Genomic DNA, 17,013 nt, shown 5'->3' with positions numbered 1-17,013 from the left:
ATTGAAGTAAGTACTAACTTTGATGTCTACCCGCGTCCCGGGATAGCTTGCAGTCGGCAGGGAAAAACTGGCACCGCGTTTCATATCAGCGAGTATAGCCCTCAGAAATTTTTTGCCAACAATCAATAAGCCTGAAAAATGTCTTAACCTGACTATTTACAATGTTTGGTAACACACTCGGGCTCGCGCTCACGCTGCGCTTACACCATGCTTGACGAGAAACTAACGGAGGATGTGATGAAGAAAAAACTAACCGAAGCCGATGTCACTGCGGAATCCGTTTTTATGTTACAGCGCCGCCAGGTGCTGAAAATGCTGGGAATTAGCGCCACAGCACTGACCCTGGCACCCGGCGCGCGGGCCGATTTATTGGACTGGTTTAAAGGCCATGACCGGCCAAAAGCGCCATCAGGAAAACCACTCGATTTTACGCAACCTGCACAGTGGAAATCCTCTCTCCCGCTGACGCCGGAAGAAAAAGTCACCGGTTATAACAACTTCTATGAATTTGGCCTCGATAAAGCCGATCCTGCCGCCAACGCCGGAGGAATGAAAACCGATCCCTGGACATTGACCATTGATGGTGAAGTGGCAAAACCGTTAACGCTCGACCACGCGGCGCTGACCTCGCGTTTCCCGCTGGAAGAACGAATCTATCGCATGCGCTGCGTTGAGGCCTGGTCGATGGTGGTGCCGTGGATCGGATTCCCGCTGCATAAACTGCTGGCGTTAGTTGAACCCACCAGCAACGCCAAATATGTCGCGTTCCAGACCCTTTACGCACCGGATCAGATGCCGGGGCAAAAAGACCGATTTATCGGTGGTGGCCTCAAATACCCGTATGTTGAAGCGCTACGTATAGATGAAGCGATGCACCCGCTTACGCTGCTTACTGTCGGTGTGTATGGCAAAGCGCTACCACCGCAAAACGGCGCGCCGATCCGCCTGACAGTGCCGTGGAAATATGGTTTTAAAGGCATCAAATCAATTGTCAGTATCAAGTTAACCAGTAAACGACCACCAACCACCTGGAATCTTGCCGCACCCGATGAATATGGCTTCTACGCCAATGTGAACCCGCATGTTGATCACCCGCGCTGGTCACAAGCGACGGAACGTTTTATTGGATCAGGCGGCGCGCTGGATGTAAAACGTCAGCCAACGCTGCTGTTTAATGGCTACGCTGAAGAAGTGGCTTCGCTTTATCACGGGTTAGATCTGCGGGAGAATTTCTAAGTGCGCTTAACGGCAAAACAGGTGACGTGGTTAAAAGTCGCATTACATCTGGCGGGTCTGCTGCCTTTACTTTGGCTTTTCTGGGCGGCGAACCAGGGCTATTTCAGCGCCGATCCGGCGAAAGACATCCAGCATTTTACGGGCAGAATGGCGCTAAAATTCCTGCTCGCCAGTTTGCTGGTCGCACCGCTCGCACGCTACGCGAAACAACCGCTATTAATCAGAACCCGGCGCTTACTGGGGCTGTGGTGCTTTGCCTGGGCGACACTGCATCTGACCAGCTACACCTTACTGGAGCTTGGCATTAATAATCTTTCATTATTAGGGCAAGAGTTGATAACGCGCCCTTATTTAACGCTGGGAGCCGCAAGTTGGCTGATTTTGCTGGCATTAGCGTTGACCTCAACGCAATGGGCGCAGCGGAAATTGGGCAAACGCTGGCAACAATTACATAATTTCGTCTATCTGGTGGCGATCCTCGCGCCGATTCACTACCTTTGGTCGGTAAAAATCTTGTCACCGCAGCCGATCCTCTATGCTGCCGCCGCGATTGCGCTGTTAGCGTGGCGTTATAAGAAGTTTCGCCAATGGTGGCGTTAACACGCTTATTGTGTGCAGTTCTCCGCAGATCTACTATCATTCGCCGCCAGATTCCGGGCGGCAGTTGATAATCTTCCCTGATAAGACCAGTATTTAGCTGCCAATTGCTACGAAATCGTTATAATGTGCGACTTTGGTTTTCCTGACAGGGGTTTTTAGCCTCTGAAAAGGTGACAATAGCGAATTGAAGGTATATTTTGTTTTTTACCCGAGAATCGCAGGAGATAGCTGCACAATGGCTGGCAAGTTCCACATATTGGTTTTGAACGGACCGAACCTAAACCTGCTTGGCACCCGTGAGCCGGATAAGTACGGCACGCTTACGCTCAGCGAGATTGTTAACGGTTTGAGTGCCGAAGCGACATCGCTTGATGTGGAACTGGCGCATTTTCAGTCAAACGCGGAGTACGCAATCATCGACCGTATTCATCAGGCTAAAGACATTATGGACTTCATCCTGATCAATCCGGCCGCGTTTACGCACACCAGTGTTGCTATCCGCGACGCACTGTTGGCTGTCGGTATCCCGTTTATCGAGATCCACCTGACCAACGTGCATGCGCGGGAGCCATTCCGTCACCACTCGTATCTGTCAGATATCGCCGAAGGCGTTATTTGCGGGCTGGGTGCGGAAGGTTATTCATACGCTTTACAGACGGCAGTAAAACGCCTGTCACAATCACACTAAACAAGAGTACGGAACCCACTCATGGATATTCGTAAGATTAAGAAACTGATCGAGCTGGTTGAAGAATCAGGCATCTCCGAACTGGAAATTTCTGAAGGCGAAGAGTCTGTGCGCATCAGCCGCAGCGCGCCGAATGCTGGCTTCCCGGTTATGCAGCAATATGCTGCGCCGATGATGCAACAGCAGCCAGCCCTGTCTAACGCTGTCGCACCTGCCGCAGCGCCGGAAGCCCCTGCAGCCGCAGCGGAAATCAGTGGCCACATCGTACGTTCCCCGATGGTCGGAACCTTCTATCGCACCCCGAGCCCGGACGCAAAAGCGTTTATCGAAATTGGCCAGAAAGTCAATGTGGGCGATACCCTGTGCATCGTTGAAGCCATGAAAATGATGAACCAGATCGAAGCCGATAAATCAGGCGTGGTGAAAGCCATTCTGGTGGAAAGTGGCCAACCGGTTGAATTTGACGAGCCGCTGGTCGTCATCGAGTAAACGAGGCGCACATGCTGGATAAAATTGTTATCGCCAACCGCGGCGAGATTGCACTGCGTATTCTTCGTGCCTGTAAAGAACTGGGCATCAAGACTGTCGCTGTGCACTCCACTGCGGATCGCGATTTAAAACACGTACTGCTGGCAGACGAGACGGTGTGTATCGGTCCTGCGCCATCAGTAAAAAGCTATCTGAATATCCCGGCGATTATCTCCGCCGCCGAAATCACCGGCGCAGTGGCGATTCACCCGGGTTACGGCTTCCTCTCTGAGAATGCCAACTTTGCTGAACAGGTTGAGCGCTCTGGCTTTATCTTTATCGGCCCGAAAGCTGACACCATCCGCCTGATGGGTGACAAAGTGTCTGCGATCACCGCCATGAAGAAAGCTGGCGTACCGACCGTACCAGGTTCAGACGGCCCGCTGGGCGACGATATGGATGCAAACCGCGCCCATGCTAAACGCATCGGTTACCCGGTTATCATCAAAGCCTCCGGCGGCGGCGGCGGTCGCGGTATGCGCGTTGTGCGCAAAGACGCCGACCTGGCGCAGTCCATCAGCATGACGCGTGCGGAAGCGAAAGCCGCTTTCAGCAACGACATGGTGTACATGGAAAAATACCTGGAAAATCCTCGCCACGTCGAGATCCAGGTGCTGGCCGATGGTCAGGGCAACGCTATCTATCTGGCAGAGCGCGACTGCTCCATGCAGCGCCGCCACCAGAAAGTGGTCGAAGAAGCACCGGCACCGGGCATCACCCCGGAACTGCGTCGCTACATCGGCGAGCGTTGTGCGAAAGCCTGTGTCGATATCGGCTATCGCGGAGCCGGTACGTTTGAGTTCCTGTTCGAAAACGGCGAGTTCTACTTCATTGAGATGAACACCCGTATTCAGGTTGAACACCCGGTTACCGAAATGATTACCGGCGTTGACCTGATCAAAGAGCAGTTGCGTATTGCAGCCGGTCAGCCGCTGTCCATTAAGCAAGAAGAAGTTGTGGTGAAAGGCCATGCGGTGGAATGCCGTATTAACGCCGAAGACCCGAATACCTTCCTGCCGAGCCCGGGCAAAATCACCCGCTTCCATGCCCCTGGTGGGTTTGGTGTGCGCTGGGAATCGCATATTTACGCCGGTTACACCGTACCGCCGTATTACGATTCAATGATTGGCAAGCTTATCTGCTACGGCGAGAGCCGCGATGTGGCGATTGCACGCATGAAGAATGCGTTGCAGGAGCTGATTATCGACGGTATCAAAACCAACGTTGACCTGCAGATGCGTATTATGAGCGACGAGAATTTCCAGCATGGTGGCACCAACATCCACTATCTGGAGAAAAAACTCGGTTTGCAGGAAAAATAATCTGCAATCAGCGCAAAAGGCCGGATCTTCCGGCCTTTTTTGTTTTTCTCTCCCCTCAACTTGCCCATAGGGTACAATCCCCGCTTTCTTCATTTACAAGGGACAAAAATGGACAACCGCTTTGTTCAGGCTCACAAAGAAGCCCGCTGGGCGCTGTGGCTGACCCTTCTTTATCTTGCCGCCTGGTTAGTGTGCGCTTACCTACCGGGTACAGAGCAGGGTTTCACCGGACTGCCACGTTGGTTTGAATTAGCCTGTTTGCTCACGCCGCTGGTGTTTGTTTTACTTTGCTGGGCGATGGTGCGTTTTATCTTCCGCGATATCTCTCTGGAGGATAATGATGCAAACTGAAATTATCGCCGTGCTGATAATCTATCTGATCGTCGTCTTCGGCCTCTCTTACTATGCGATGCGCCAGCGTAGTAGCGGTACGTTCCTGAGCGAGTACTTCCTCGGCAGCCGTTCGATGGGCGGATTTGTGCTGGCCATGACGCTGACAGCAACGTATGTCAGCGCCAGTTCGTTTATTGGCGGGCCGGGAGCCGCATACAAATTCGGTCTTGGCTGGGTGCTGCTGGCAATGATCCAGGTCCCCACTATTTGGCTATCGCTGGGTATTCTCGGCAAGAAATTCGCGATTCTGGCGCGTCGCTACAATGCGATTACGCTCAACGACATGCTGATGGCGCGCTACCAAAGCCGCGCGGTGGTATGGATTGCCAGCGTCAGCCTGCTGGTGGCATTTGTCGGTGCGATTGCCGTGCAGTTTATCGGTGGCGCACGTCTGCTGGAGACAGCGTCCGGTATCAAATACGAATCGGGTCTGCTGATCTTCGGCGTAACCATTGCGCTGTATACTGCGTTTGGCGGTTTTCGCGCCAGTGTGTTGAACGACACCATGCAAGGCATGGTGATGCTGATCGGTACGCTGGTGTTGCTGGTCGGCGTGATCCATGCTGCGGGCGGTTTACATAACGCCGTCGATACTTTGCAGCATATCGATCCGAAACTGGTTAGTCCGCACGGCGCGAGCGATATTCTCTCCCCGGCGTTCATGACCTCGTTTTGGGTGCTGGTGTGTTTTGGCGTTATCGGTCTGCCGCACACCGCCGTGCGCTGTATTTCGTATAAAGACAGCAAATCGGTGCACCGTGGGATCATTATCGGCACCATCGTCATCGCGCTGTTGATGCTGGGAATGCACCTGGCGGGCGCGCTGGGTCGTGCTGTGCTGCCGAATCTGTCGGTGCCGGATCAGGTTATTCCCACGCTGATGGTCGAAGTGTTGCCGCCGTGGGCCGCAGGGTTGTTCCTCGCAGCACCGATGGCTGCCATCATGTCCAACGTCAATGCGCATCTGTTGCAGGCTTCCGCGACGATTATCAAAGATCTGTGGTTAAGCGCGCAGCCGACTAAAATTCGTCATGAGCCACGCTTAAAACGTATTTCCACCGTGACAACACTGGTACTCGGCATTTTGATGATGCTGGCGGCATGGCGCCCGCCAGAGATGATCATCTGGCTGAACTTGTTGGCATTTGGCGGACTTGAGGCGGTATTCCTGTGGCCATTGGTGTTGGGTCTCTATTGGGATCGCGCTAATTCCACCGGCGCGCTCAGCGCCATGATTGTTGGCGGTGCGCTGTATGCCGTGCTCGCCACCTTTAATATTCAGTATCTGGGCTTCCATCCGATTGTGCCCTCACTGCTGTTAAGTTTGCTGGCCTTTGTCGTCGGGAACCGTTTCGGTCAACCCGCGCCGCAGGCTCCGACCATTTCTGTTAATGAATAAAGAGTTACGCCATGCCTTGGATCCAACTGAAACTGAACACCACCGGCGCGAATGCGGAAGATCTGAGCGATGCTCTGATGGAAGCGGGCGCGGTGTCCATTACTTTCCAGGATACCCACGACACGCCCGTGTTTGAACCCCTGCCGGGTGAAACCCGCCTGTGGGGCGATACCGACGTTATCGGCCTGTTCGACGCGGAAACCGAGATGGCAGACGTCGTTGCCCAGCTCGCTTTGCACCCGCTACTCGGCGAAGGTTTCGCCCACAAAATCGAGCAACTGGAAGATAAAGACTGGGAGCGCGAATGGATGGATAACTTCCACCCGATGCGCTTTGGCGAGCGCCTGTGGATCTGTCCGAGCTGGCGCGACGTTCCGGACGTTAATGCGGTGAATGTGATGCTCGATCCGGGTCTGGCATTTGGCACCGGTACCCACCCAACCACCTCTTTGTGCCTGCAATGGCTCGATGGTCTGGATCTCGTCGGCAAAACAGTGATCGACTTTGGCTGCGGCTCCGGGATCCTTGCGATCGCCGCTCTGAAACTGGGTGCCGCGAAAGCGATCGGTATTGATATCGATCCGCAAGCTATTCAGGCCAGCCGCGATAATGCCGAGCGCAACGGCGTTTCCGAGCGTCTTGAGTTGTACCTGCCGAAAGACCAGCCAGAAGCCATGAAAGCCGATGTGGTGGTCGCCAATATTCTGGCTGGCCCGTTGCGTGAACTGGCGCCGTTAATCAGCGTATTGCCCGTTGAGGGCGGTTTGCTGGGGCTCTCTGGGATCCTTGCCAGCCAGGCAGATAGCGTGTGCGAAGCCTATACAGAGCTCTTTACTCTTGATCCGGTGGTCGAGAAAGAAGAGTGGTGCCGTATTACGGGACAGAAAAGGTAAAACGGAACGTGGTCTGCGGACCACGTTTCGCGGAGCCAGCGCGCTGAACTGTCGAAAAAAGCAGCCAAAATGCCGATGAGAAAATTGCGACCAGCTTCGCAAAAATCGTCATTTTTGTCTGAAAAAACAGCAGTTCAGCCGCTTATCACCCGTGAAAAAACGATAACTTGTGCGAATTTATGCGTTATGTGAAATTTTTATCTTTTGCATAACCCTATGAAAAACATGATTTAATACGTTTATTGCCCCGGTGGACTGGCTATTCCTTGATCTACAACAGAGGATTGCTCAAAGTTTGGCCTTTCATCTCGTGCGAAAAATGCGTAATATACGCCGCCTTGCAGTCACAGTATGGTCATTTCTTAACTCATGCGCATCGGACACCACCAGCTCAGAAATCGCCTGATCGCAGCGCCCATGGCTGGCATTACTGACAGACCATTCCGGACGTTGTGTTACGAGATGGGAGCCGGTTTAACCGTATCCGAGATGATGTCTTCTAACCCACAAGTGTGGGAAAGCGACAAGTCCCGACTGCGGATGGTGCACATTGATGAACCCGGTATTCGCACCGTGCAAATTGCGGGCAGCGACCCGGATGAAATGGCGGAAGCCGCACGTATTAACGTGGAAAGCGGCGCCCAGATTATTGATATCAATATGGGTTGCCCGGCTAAAAAAGTGAATCGCAAGCTTGCAGGTTCCGCCCTGCTGCAATACCCGGATCTGGTGAAGTCGATCCTGACCTCGGTAGTTAATGCAGTGGATGTTCCTGTCACTCTGAAGATTCGCACGGGTTGGGCTCCAGAACACCGTAACTGCGTAGAAATTGCCCAACTGGCTGAAGAGTGTGGTATCCAGGCTCTGACCATTCATGGACGCACCCGCGCCTGTTTGTTCAACGGAGACGCTGAGTACGACAGTATTCGGGCAGTTAAGCAGAAAGTTTCCATTCCGGTTATCGCGAATGGCGACATTACTGACCCGCTAAAAGCCAGAGCTGTGCTCGACTATACAGGGGCGGATGCCCTGATGATAGGCCGCGCAGCTCAGGGAAGACCCTGGATCTTCCGGGAAATCCAGCATTATCTGGACACTGGGGAGCTGCTGGCCCCGCTGCCTTTGGCAGAGGTTAAGCGCTTGCTTTGCGCGCACGTTCGGGAACTGCATGACTTTTACGGTCAGGCGAAAGGTTACCGAATCGCACGTAAACACGTCTCCTGGTATCTCCAGGAGCACGCTCCGAATGACCAGTTTCGGCGCACATTCAACGCCATTGAGAACGCCAGCGAACAGCTGGAGGCGTTGGAGGCATACTTCGAAAATTTTGCGTAAACAGAAATAAAGAGCTGACAGAACTATGTTCGAACAACGCGTAAATTCTGACGTACTGACCGTTTCTACCGTTAACTCTCAGGATCAGGTAACCCAAAAACCGCTCCGTGACTCGGTAAAACAGGCACTGAAGAACTATTTTGCTCAACTGAATGGTCAGGATGTTAATGACCTGTATGAGCTGGTACTGGCTGAAGTAGAACAGCCACTGTTGGACATGGTGATGCAGTACACCCGTGGTAATCAGACCCGCGCGGCGCTGATGATGGGCATCAACCGCGGTACGCTGCGTAAAAAACTGAAAAAATACGGCATGAACTGATTTTTAATCAGTGAGTTGTATTGATAAAAAGGCGCTAACCGGCATGGGAAAGCGCCTTTTTTATTGCCTGAAATAGCGCTAAAAACCCCGCTTTCCCTGTCATTCCGGGGTTGCGGACTCGTGTATATTTCAACAAATGGTTGCAAGAAAGGGAGATACGGAATGATTCGCAAATATTGGTGGCTGGTGGCTTTCGCCCTGTCGATCCTCATGCTGGATAGCTTAATCATGTACTGGGTTGAGTATATGACCACCGAGATCGATAAGTGCCGCAATATGAACTCCGTAAATCCGCTCAAACTGGTTAACTGCAATAATCTGTAAGTGATTGCTTGTAGCGAAAATTCGCGAAAGTGCAGCCATCACCCTGATTAACGCAGGGATTTAAATCATTTTGAGCCATCTCCGTACGATGCTAATGTCTCAGCCCTTTTCGCCAGTCCGATCGTAGTCATGCGTAACGCCCTTAGTGAATGAGTTGATGACACCATGTTGGATAGCCAATACGACTATATCCTTGTTGTTGTTTCTTTTATCGTAGCCATTTTGGCCTCTTATACCGCCCTGAATATGGCAGGCCGTGTTTCCACCAGCAGCGGGAGCGCATCATGGGTTTGGCTCAGCGGCGGCGGCGTAGCGATGGGGATAGGCATCTGGGCGATGCACTTTATCGGCATGCTGGCAATGAACATGTCAATGAGCATGCGCTACGAACCGTTGCTTACCGCCCTCTCCATGGTTATCGCGATCGGTTCATCGTTATTCGCGCTATGGCTGGTGAGCGCCCCGCATCTGCATCTGCGTCGCCTGATCCCTGGCGCAATGGTCATGGGATTGGGGATTGCGGCGATGCACTACACAGGCATGGTGGCGCTTCAGGTTTCCCCAGCGATCATCTGGAATCTGAATTGGGTCGCGCTTTCTTTAGTGATAGCACTGGTTGCCTCCTTCGCCGCACTGTGGCTCACCTTCCATTTACGTCATGAAGCTGCCCATGTTGCGCTGATGCGTTTTGGTGCGGCGATTCTAATGGGCATCGCTATTGCTGGTATGCATTACACCGGCATGATGGCGGCTCAAATCCCTCACCAACATGCCATAGGTCATAACGGTTTTAACAATAACTGGCTGGCGGTACTGGTCGGCATGATGGCCTTCTCAGTGCTGGGCATTACGCTGCTGGTGTCGATGTTCGATGCGCGTCTGCAAGCGCGTACCTCGCTGTTGGCGACTTCACTGGCGGCGGCTAACCGCGAACTGGCGCGGCTGGCATTGCACGATACCTTAACGCGTCTGCCTAACCGTGTGTTGCTGGAAGACCGCCTTGAACAGGCCCTCAACAAAGCCAAACGCGAAGGCTCGTTCTTCGCACTGATGTTTATGGATCTTGATGGTTTCAAAACCGTCAACGATGCCTGGGGTCACGATGTCGGCGATAAATTGCTGGTCGCGGTGACCGATCGCCTGACGCAAAAATTAAAAGGGCAATATACGCTGGCGCGCATTGGTGGTGACGAGTTTGTTTTACTGGCGGAAGTCAGCGCGCCAGATGAAGCGGCAACGCTTGCCAGTTCGTTGGTACGCGTGATTGATAAACCCTTCAATATCGATCCCTATGACGTGATGGTGACGCTGAGCGTCGGTATTGCGCTTTATCCGCACGATGGCAAGAACGAGCGGGAACTGATGTTCAATGCTGATGCGGCGATGTATCACACCAAACACATGGGCCGTAACGGTTACCACTTCTTTCAGCCGTCAATGAATACGCTGGCGCAAACACAACTGCAGTTACTCAACGATCTGTGGATTGCGCTTGAACGCCAGCAATTCCGGCTGGTTTATCAGCCCAAATTTAAAGCACCTGCAGGGCCGGTTATCGGCTTTGAGGCGCTGCTGCGCTGGCATCATCCCTATCAAGGCGTGCTCACACCGGACGTTTTTTTGCCGCTGGCGGAGAAAACCGGCCTGATCGTACCGCTTGGTAACTGGGTAGTGGATGAAGCCTGCCGTCAGCTCAGCGAATGGCGCAAAATGGGGTACCTTGACTGGTCAGTTGCGGTGAATCTCTCAACCCTCCAGTTTGAACAGAGTACGCTGGTCCAAACGATTATGGAGGCGCTGAAAAAGCATGACGTGCCGCCGCAAAAGTTAATCCTGGAAGTAACAGAAACCACCGCAATGAGCAACCCGGATGAGAGTGTGCGCGTGTTGACGGAACTGACAGACGCGGGTGTTCAAGCCTCAATTGATGACTTTGGTACAGGTTACTCCAGCCTGCTGTATCTGAAACGGCTTCCGGCCTGTGAATTAAAAATCGATCGGGCGTTTGTTCGTGAGTTAAGCCGGGAGGGCGAAGATGCCACCATCGTCTCCGCCATTGTGGCGTTAGCCAGGACGCTGAGTTTAAAAGTCGTCGCGGAAGGTGTGGAAACGGAAGAGCAACAAAAACTGCTCACCGAAATGGGCTGCAATACGCTTCAAGGATATTTATTAGGCAAACCGGTGAGCCCTGAATCTATTAGTGCTTATGGAAATGAGCTTCCTCCACCCGAAACATTTGCCTGAAACCGGATTGAGTTAAATAAAGCGCCTGCGGGCGTTTTTGTTTTACGCATACCGGAAATTAGATTATTCTTATAAAAAATAACGCTATGAGACATCGTTACGTTATCAATAGCTTACGCATGGTAAAATATTTTTTATTCCCCCCTTCATTTTTTCTGCATTATTTAACTTGCGAAGCGGTTTTATCTCCATGTTTTTTACAAAGAACATAATTTGAGATTATTGCACCGGGGAATTTGCACGGGCGAATGGTAAAATATGACTTATCGATTCTGGACAGGTATCGCTATTATTGATATCGGGAATCGTGATTATTCCGAGGTAATATTATGAAAAAATTCATTTCCGTGGCATTACTCGCGACATTCCTGGCAGGCTGTGCTCACGATTCTCCTTGTGTACCGGTGTATGATGATCAAGGTCGTCTGGTACATACCAATACCTGTATGAAAGGCACAACTCAGGATAACTGGGAAACAGCCGGAGCAATTGCTGGCGGTGCAGCAGCGATTGCCGGTTTGACGCTCGGTATCGTTGCGCTGACCAAATAGTTATAAAAAGCGCGGTTCACCGCGCTTTTGCTTTATTTAGGTGCAGGTCATTTTGCATAAGTAAATTTTCAGCCCCATGAGCAGGCAAAAATAAAAAAATAAGTACGCACTTCTTTTCATCTGAGCTGACTGTTTTTCACTCTTTCCTCTTTTTATCTATTTTTGCGTGACCCATTTCACAAAGCGATACCGATCAATATATTGCTTATATTCACGCAGGAAACTTGTCTGTTAATACCCTCTAAACGGCACTCCTTTTTTGCTCTGTTTTGTGGCGCAGGTTGTATTTTTGCACCACGACGGGGCAATGGTTTTATTTTTTCCTGTCTACACTCTCAATATTGCGCCTGCGGTAGCCAAATAACGCCATGCGCAAAATTGGCACTACCTTTGCTTTAAAGAGTATGGCCATCGCCACAGACAGGTTCAGGCGTTTCCCGAACGCCTTATATAACGATAAATTTTCGCCACACAGGATGCATTATGAAAAAGATGATGATCGCCAGCCTGGCCGCTGCCGGTGTACTGTTTGCTGTCGCAAATCAGGCACATGCGGGCGCAACGCTGGATGCCGTTAAAAAGAAAGGTTTTGTACAATGCGGTATCAGCGACGGTCTGCCTGGCTTTTCCTACGCGGACGCGAGCGGTAAATTCACCGGTATCGACGTGGACGTTTGCCGCGGCGTTGCCGCCGCCGTATTCGGTGACGACACGAAAGTTAAATATACTCCGCTGACTGCTAAAGAGCGTTTCACCGCACTGCAATCTGGCGAAGTGGATATGCTCTCCCGTAATACCACCTGGACCTCTTCCCGCGATGGCGGTATGGGCCTGTCATTCACTGGCGTAACCTATTACGACGGTATCGGCTTCCTGACCCACAACAAAGCCGGCCTGAAAAGCGCTAAAGAGCTGGACGGCGCAACCGTTTGTATTCAGGCAGGTACTGATACCGAGCTGAACGTGGCGGATTACTTTAAATCCAACAAAATGAAATATACACCGGTGACCTTCGACCGTTCCGATGAATCCGCGAAAGCACTGGAATCAGGCCGTTGCGACACGCTGGCTTCTGACCAGTCTCAGCTGTATGCGTTACGCATCAAACTGAGCAACCCGGCAGAGTGGATCGTGTTGCCGGAAGTCATCTCCAAAGAGCCGCTGGGGCCAGTTGTTCGCCGTGGCGATGACGACTGGTTCGCGATTGTTCGCTGGACACTGTTCGCCATGCTCAACGCAGAAGAGATGGGCGTTAGCTCGAAAAACGTTGACGAGAAAGCCGCTAACCCAGCAACGCCGGACATGGCGCATCTGTTAGGTAAAGAAGGCGACTTCGGTAAAGATCTGAAGCTGGATAACAAGTGGGCCTACAACATCATTAAGAAAGTCGGTAACTATTCAGAAGTCTTTGAACGTAACGTTGGTTCTGAAAGCCCGCTGAAAATCAAACGCGGCCAGAACAACCTCTGGAATAACGGCGGTATTCAATACGCTCCGCCAGTGCGCTAATACGTAAGTGCTGTAACGGGCGCTACGCTTGCGTGGCGCCCAGCCCAGAGTCATGGTTACTGAGGTTTTTCCTATGTCCCATCGCCGCCCAACCGTGAAAGGCGCTATCTCCCTTTCTAATCCTGCGGTTCGTGCCTGGCTGTTTCAAATCATTGCGATTGTCGCTGTGGTCGTTATCGCAATTTATTTGATACACAACACCGTTACTAACCTGAATAACCGCGGAATTACCTCCGGTTTTGCCTTTCTGGATCGCGCCGCCGGTTTCGGCATTGTTCAGCATCTTATTGATTATGAACAAGGTGATACCTACGGACGTGTATTCCTTGTGGGCTTGCTTAATACGCTGCTGGTTTCAGCGCTGTGTATTGTGTTCGCCTCATTCCTTGGTTTTTTCCTTGGGCTCGCGCGTCTGTCGGAAAACTGGCTACTGCGGAAGTTATCGACCATTTATATCGAAACGTTCCGTAATATCCCGCCGCTATTGCAGATCTTTTTCTGGTACTTCGCAGTGCTGCGTAACCTGCCCGGCCCGCGCCAGGCGGTCAACGCGATGGAACTGGTGTTTCTGAGCAACCGAGGTTTGTATATCCCCTCCCCGCAAATGGGCGAGGGCGTATTGGCGTTCGTAGGTGCGATAGTCGTAGCGGGGGTTATCTCCATCGGCTTGTTTCGCTTTAATAAAACCCATCAAATCAAAACCGGGCAACTACGTCGGACATGGCCTGTCGCACTGGGGTTGATTATTGTGCTGCCGCTAGTGGCGCACTGGGTGTTTGGCGCCGCACTGCACTGGGACGTTCCGCAGCTGCGCGGTTTCAACTTCCAGGGCGGTATGGTGTTGATTCCAGAACTCGCCGCACTCACCATTGCACTGTCGGTCTATACCTCCACGTTTATCGCTGAGATTATTCGCTCAGGCATCCAGTCTGTGCCGCATGGACAGCACGAAGCCGCGCGTTCTCTCGGCTTGCCTCATCCAGTGACATTGCGTCAGGTGATCATTCCGCAAGCGCTGCGCGTGATTATTCCTCCATTGACCAGCCAGTATCTGAATATCGCCAAAAACTCATCTCTGGCGGCGGCAATTGGCTATCCGGATATGGTGTCGCTATTTGCCGGTACGGTGCTGAATCAGACCGGCCAGGCGATTGAAACTATCGCTATAACCATGTCGGTTTACTTGCTAATCAGCCTGTCAATTTCGTTGCTGATGAACATCTATAATCGCCGCATTGCCCTGATTGAGCGCTAAGGAACTTTGATGACAAAAGCAATTCTGTCTCCCTCCACGCGCCAGACACCCGCAGGAAGCAATGGCGCGATGTTGTGGGTACGAAAAAACTTGTTCTCCAACTGGTCAAACTCGCTGCTGACACTTCTGTGCCTGTGGTTAATGTGGGAGTTGATTCCCCCTTTACTGGATTGGGCGCTGTTTCAGGCGAACTGGCTTGGTTCAACGCGTGCCGATTGTACGAAAGCAGGCGCGTGCTGGGTGTTTATCCACGAGCGTTTTGGCCAGTTTATGTATGGCCTCTACCCGCATGATCAACGCTGGCGTATTAATGTGGCGCTGCTCGTTGGTCTGCTCTCTATCGCACCGATGTTCTGGAAGGCGCTGCCGCGCCGCGGGCGTTATATTGCCTGCTGGGCGGTTATCTATCCGCTTGTCGTGTGGTGGCTGATTTTTGGCGGCTTTCTTGGGCTGGAGCGCGTTGAAACCCGCCAGTGGGGCGGTTTGACACTGACATTGATCATCGCCTCTGTTGGTATTGCTGGCGCACTGCCACTGGGGATTTTGCTGGCGCTGGGACGTCGTTCGAAAATGCCGGTGGTTCGCGTGTTATCGGTCATTTTCATTGAGTTCTGGCGTGGCGTTCCATTAATCACCGTGCTGTTTATGTCCTCGGTGATGCTGCCGCTATTCATGTCGGAAGGCACCAGTATCGATAAGCTGATCCGTGCGCTGGTCGGCGTAATCTTGTTCCAGTCCGCTTATGTGGCGGAAGTGGTGCGTGGCGGTTTGCAGGCTCTTCCGAAGGGGCAATATGAAGCGGCGGAGTCTCTGGCGCTGGGATACTGGAAAACACAGGGGCTGGTGATTTTACCGCAAGCGCTGAAGCTGGTGATCCCAGGGCTTGTGAATACCATTATTGCCCTGTTCAAAGATACGAGCCTGGTGATCATCATCGGCCTGTTTGATCTGTTCAGCAGCGTACAACAAGCTACGGTCGATCCGGCATGGCTTGGGATGTCCACCGAAGGCTATGTTTTTGCTGCTTTAGTTTACTGGATTTTCTGTTTTAGCATGTCGCGCTACAGCCAGCATCTGGAGAAGCGCTTTAACACCGGGCGTACACCGCACTGAGGATCCCCATGAGTAATACAACTATGCAATCTGGCGACGCGATGATTACGCTCGAAAATGTGAATAAGTGGTACGGGCAGTTCCATGTACTGAAAGATATTAATCTCAATGTGAAACAGGGCGAACGCATTGTGCTTTGTGGCCCATCCGGATCCGGGAAGTCGACCACGATCCGCTGTATTAACCATCTGGAAGAGCATCAACAAGGGCGTATTGTCGTTGATGGCATTGAGTTAAATGAAGATATCCGCAATATCGAAAAAATCCGCCAGGAAGTGGGAATGGTGTTCCAGCACTTTAATTTATTCCCACATCTGACCGTGTTGCAAAACTGTACGCTAGCCCCGATTTGGGTGCGTAAGATGCCCAAGAAAGAGGCCGAGGCGCTGGCAATGCATTATCTTGAGCGTGTGCGCATTGCCGAGCATGCGCATAAGTTTCCGGGGCAGATTTCCGGTGGTCAGCAGCAACGTGTGGCGATCGCCCGTTCATTATGTATGAAACCTAAAATCATGCTGTTTGATGAGCCCACTTCAGCGCTGGATCCGGAGATGGTAAAAGAGGTGCTGGATACCATGATTGGGCTGGCGCAGTCCGGCATGACGATGTTGTGCGTCACCCATGAAATGGGTTTTGCGCGCACCGTTGCCGATCGCGTGATCTTTATGGATCGGGGTGAAATCGTTGAGCAAGCACCGCCGGAAGAGTTCTTTGCGAACCCAAAATCAGAACGTACCCGCGCGTTTTTGTCGCAGGTTATTCATTGATCTCTATGCGATTTATTACAGGCCACTCATGCGGGTGGCCTTTTTTATTGCCGACGCAAAAATACGTCCTGAAGGTATGCTTATCAAAAAGTTTGGTTCTGACCCTATTCTTTTGGCTATAAATCTCACCGAACTGGCTGAGCGCGCCTTTTAAGGATGCCTGGACGCACCAAACAATGCCGCCTTCTATACAGGTGGTTATTTACTTCCCATGTGCTTGTCGTACCCCACAGTCCCCGCACTATTATCGGCGCTACGGCGTTTCACTTCTGATTTAGTGTGCTTGATGTCTGGAAGAACGCCTTGATCACCACTCTCACGTTCTGTGGTGCATTAAGCGTTTCGTCATGCTCAAAAGGTTGCTGGCGAAGGAGTAAATGACTGGAGTACTACTGTCATGTGTGATGTTGCAGTAGAAAAGCAAAAGGCCCAGTCTTTCGACTGGGCCTTTTGCTTTATTTGATGCCTGGCAGTTCCCTACTCTCGCATGGGGAGACCCCACACTACCATCGGCGCTACGGCGTTTCACTTCTG

17 protein-coding genes are annotated in these 17,013 nt (G+C 52.0%); all 17 read left to right on the top strand.

Going from position 1 to position 17,013, the window contains the following annotated elements; genetic code table 11:
• Positions 1-234: 234 nt before the first annotated feature.
• The 17 genes from msrP (at position 235) to ACFX4O_RS23080 (ending at position 16,479) form a co-directional block, all read left to right on the top strand.
• The gene (gene msrP, locus ACFX4O_RS23160) at positions 235-1,236 is read left to right on the top strand and encodes a protein-methionine-sulfoxide reductase catalytic subunit MsrP (RefSeq protein ID WP_380211491.1); all 1,002 of its coding nucleotides are present in this window, start codon (positions 235-237) and stop codon (positions 1,234-1,236) included.
• Complete coding sequence (gene msrQ, locus ACFX4O_RS23155; RefSeq protein WP_131407867.1) at positions 1,237-1,836, top strand: protein-methionine-sulfoxide reductase heme-binding subunit MsrQ; 600 nt, start codon at positions 1,237-1,239, stop codon at positions 1,834-1,836.
• 235 nt (positions 1,837-2,071) lie between these two features.
• Positions 2,072-2,524 (top strand): type II 3-dehydroquinate dehydratase, encoded by a 453-nt coding sequence (aroQ, locus tag ACFX4O_RS23150; protein ID WP_131407869.1) that lies wholly within the window; start codon positions 2,072-2,074, stop codon positions 2,522-2,524.
• 21 nt (positions 2,525-2,545) lie between these two features.
• Positions 2,546-3,013, top strand: a complete 468-nt coding sequence (accB, locus tag ACFX4O_RS23145) for an acetyl-CoA carboxylase biotin carboxyl carrier protein (RefSeq protein ID WP_131407871.1) — start codon at positions 2,546-2,548, stop codon at positions 3,011-3,013.
• Positions 3,014-3,024: 11 nt separating this feature from the next.
• Positions 3,025-4,374 (top strand): acetyl-CoA carboxylase biotin carboxylase subunit, encoded by a 1,350-nt coding sequence (gene accC / locus ACFX4O_RS23140; protein ID WP_131407873.1) that lies wholly within the window; start codon positions 3,025-3,027, stop codon positions 4,372-4,374.
• 108 nt (positions 4,375-4,482) lie between these two features.
• The gene (locus ACFX4O_RS23135) at positions 4,483-4,725 is read left to right on the top strand and encodes a YhdT family protein (protein WP_017457282.1); all 243 of its coding nucleotides are present in this window, start codon (positions 4,483-4,485) and stop codon (positions 4,723-4,725) included.
• Positions 4,715-6,166 carry a sodium/pantothenate symporter gene (gene panF / locus ACFX4O_RS23130; RefSeq protein ID WP_380211544.1) on the top strand — a complete coding sequence of 484 codons (1,452 nt, stop codon included), beginning with the start codon at positions 4,715-4,717 and terminating at the stop codon, positions 6,164-6,166. Before ACFX4O_RS23135 ends, panF begins: the two co-directional genes overlap by 11 nt.
• A gap of 11 nt (positions 6,167-6,177) precedes the next feature.
• On the top strand, positions 6,178-7,059 hold the full coding sequence (gene prmA, locus ACFX4O_RS23125; RefSeq protein WP_131407878.1) for a 50S ribosomal protein L11 methyltransferase: 882 nt from the start codon (positions 6,178-6,180) through the stop codon (positions 7,057-7,059).
• A gap of 369 nt (positions 7,060-7,428) precedes the next feature.
• A complete protein-coding gene (gene dusB / locus ACFX4O_RS23120) occupies positions 7,429-8,394 on the top strand; it encodes a tRNA dihydrouridine synthase DusB (RefSeq protein WP_044489505.1) in 966 nt (321 codons plus the stop codon).
• Between the two features lie 25 nt (positions 8,395-8,419).
• Entirely contained in the window at positions 8,420-8,716 is a 297-nt protein-coding gene (fis, locus tag ACFX4O_RS23115; protein WP_000462905.1) for a DNA-binding transcriptional regulator Fis, read from the top strand.
• Between the two features lie 162 nt (positions 8,717-8,878).
• Entirely contained in the window at positions 8,879-9,040 is a 162-nt protein-coding gene (locus tag ACFX4O_RS23110; protein WP_020455476.1) for a DUF2556 family protein, read from the top strand.
• Positions 9,041-9,205: 165 nt separating this feature from the next.
• Positions 9,206-11,284, top strand: coding sequence for a putative bifunctional diguanylate cyclase/phosphodiesterase (locus ACFX4O_RS23105; RefSeq protein ID WP_380211487.1), 2,079 nt, complete (start codon positions 9,206-9,208; stop codon positions 11,282-11,284).
• Positions 11,285-11,613: 329 nt separating this feature from the next.
• The gene (locus tag ACFX4O_RS23100; RefSeq protein WP_017457276.1) at positions 11,614-11,835 is read left to right on the top strand and encodes a lipoprotein; all 222 of its coding nucleotides are present in this window, start codon (positions 11,614-11,616) and stop codon (positions 11,833-11,835) included.
• A 483-nt stretch (positions 11,836-12,318) separates the two neighbouring features.
• Positions 12,319-13,344, top strand: a complete 1,026-nt coding sequence (locus tag ACFX4O_RS23095) for an amino acid ABC transporter substrate-binding protein (protein WP_131407882.1) — start codon at positions 12,319-12,321, stop codon at positions 13,342-13,344.
• Positions 13,345-13,417: 73 nt separating this feature from the next.
• Complete coding sequence (locus tag ACFX4O_RS23090) at positions 13,418-14,599, top strand: amino acid ABC transporter permease (RefSeq protein ID WP_131407884.1); 1,182 nt, start codon at positions 13,418-13,420, stop codon at positions 14,597-14,599.
• A 9-nt stretch (positions 14,600-14,608) separates the two neighbouring features.
• Positions 14,609-15,712, top strand: a complete 1,104-nt coding sequence (locus ACFX4O_RS23085; RefSeq protein ID WP_380211485.1) for an amino acid ABC transporter permease — start codon at positions 14,609-14,611, stop codon at positions 15,710-15,712.
• Positions 15,713-15,720: 8 nt separating this feature from the next.
• The gene (locus ACFX4O_RS23080) at positions 15,721-16,479 is read left to right on the top strand and encodes an amino acid ABC transporter ATP-binding protein (RefSeq protein WP_044489506.1); all 759 of its coding nucleotides are present in this window, start codon (positions 15,721-15,723) and stop codon (positions 16,477-16,479) included.
• Positions 16,480-17,013: the final 534 nt, after the last annotated feature.

It is taken from the genome of Kosakonia sp. YIM B13571 (assembly GCF_042788095.1).
GTDB classification, from domain to species: domain Bacteria; phylum Pseudomonadota; class Gammaproteobacteria; order Enterobacterales; family Enterobacteriaceae; genus Kosakonia; species Kosakonia quasisacchari.
Note: the sequence above shows the minus strand (reverse complement) of the source record. Positions and strands in the feature narration are given on the sequence as shown.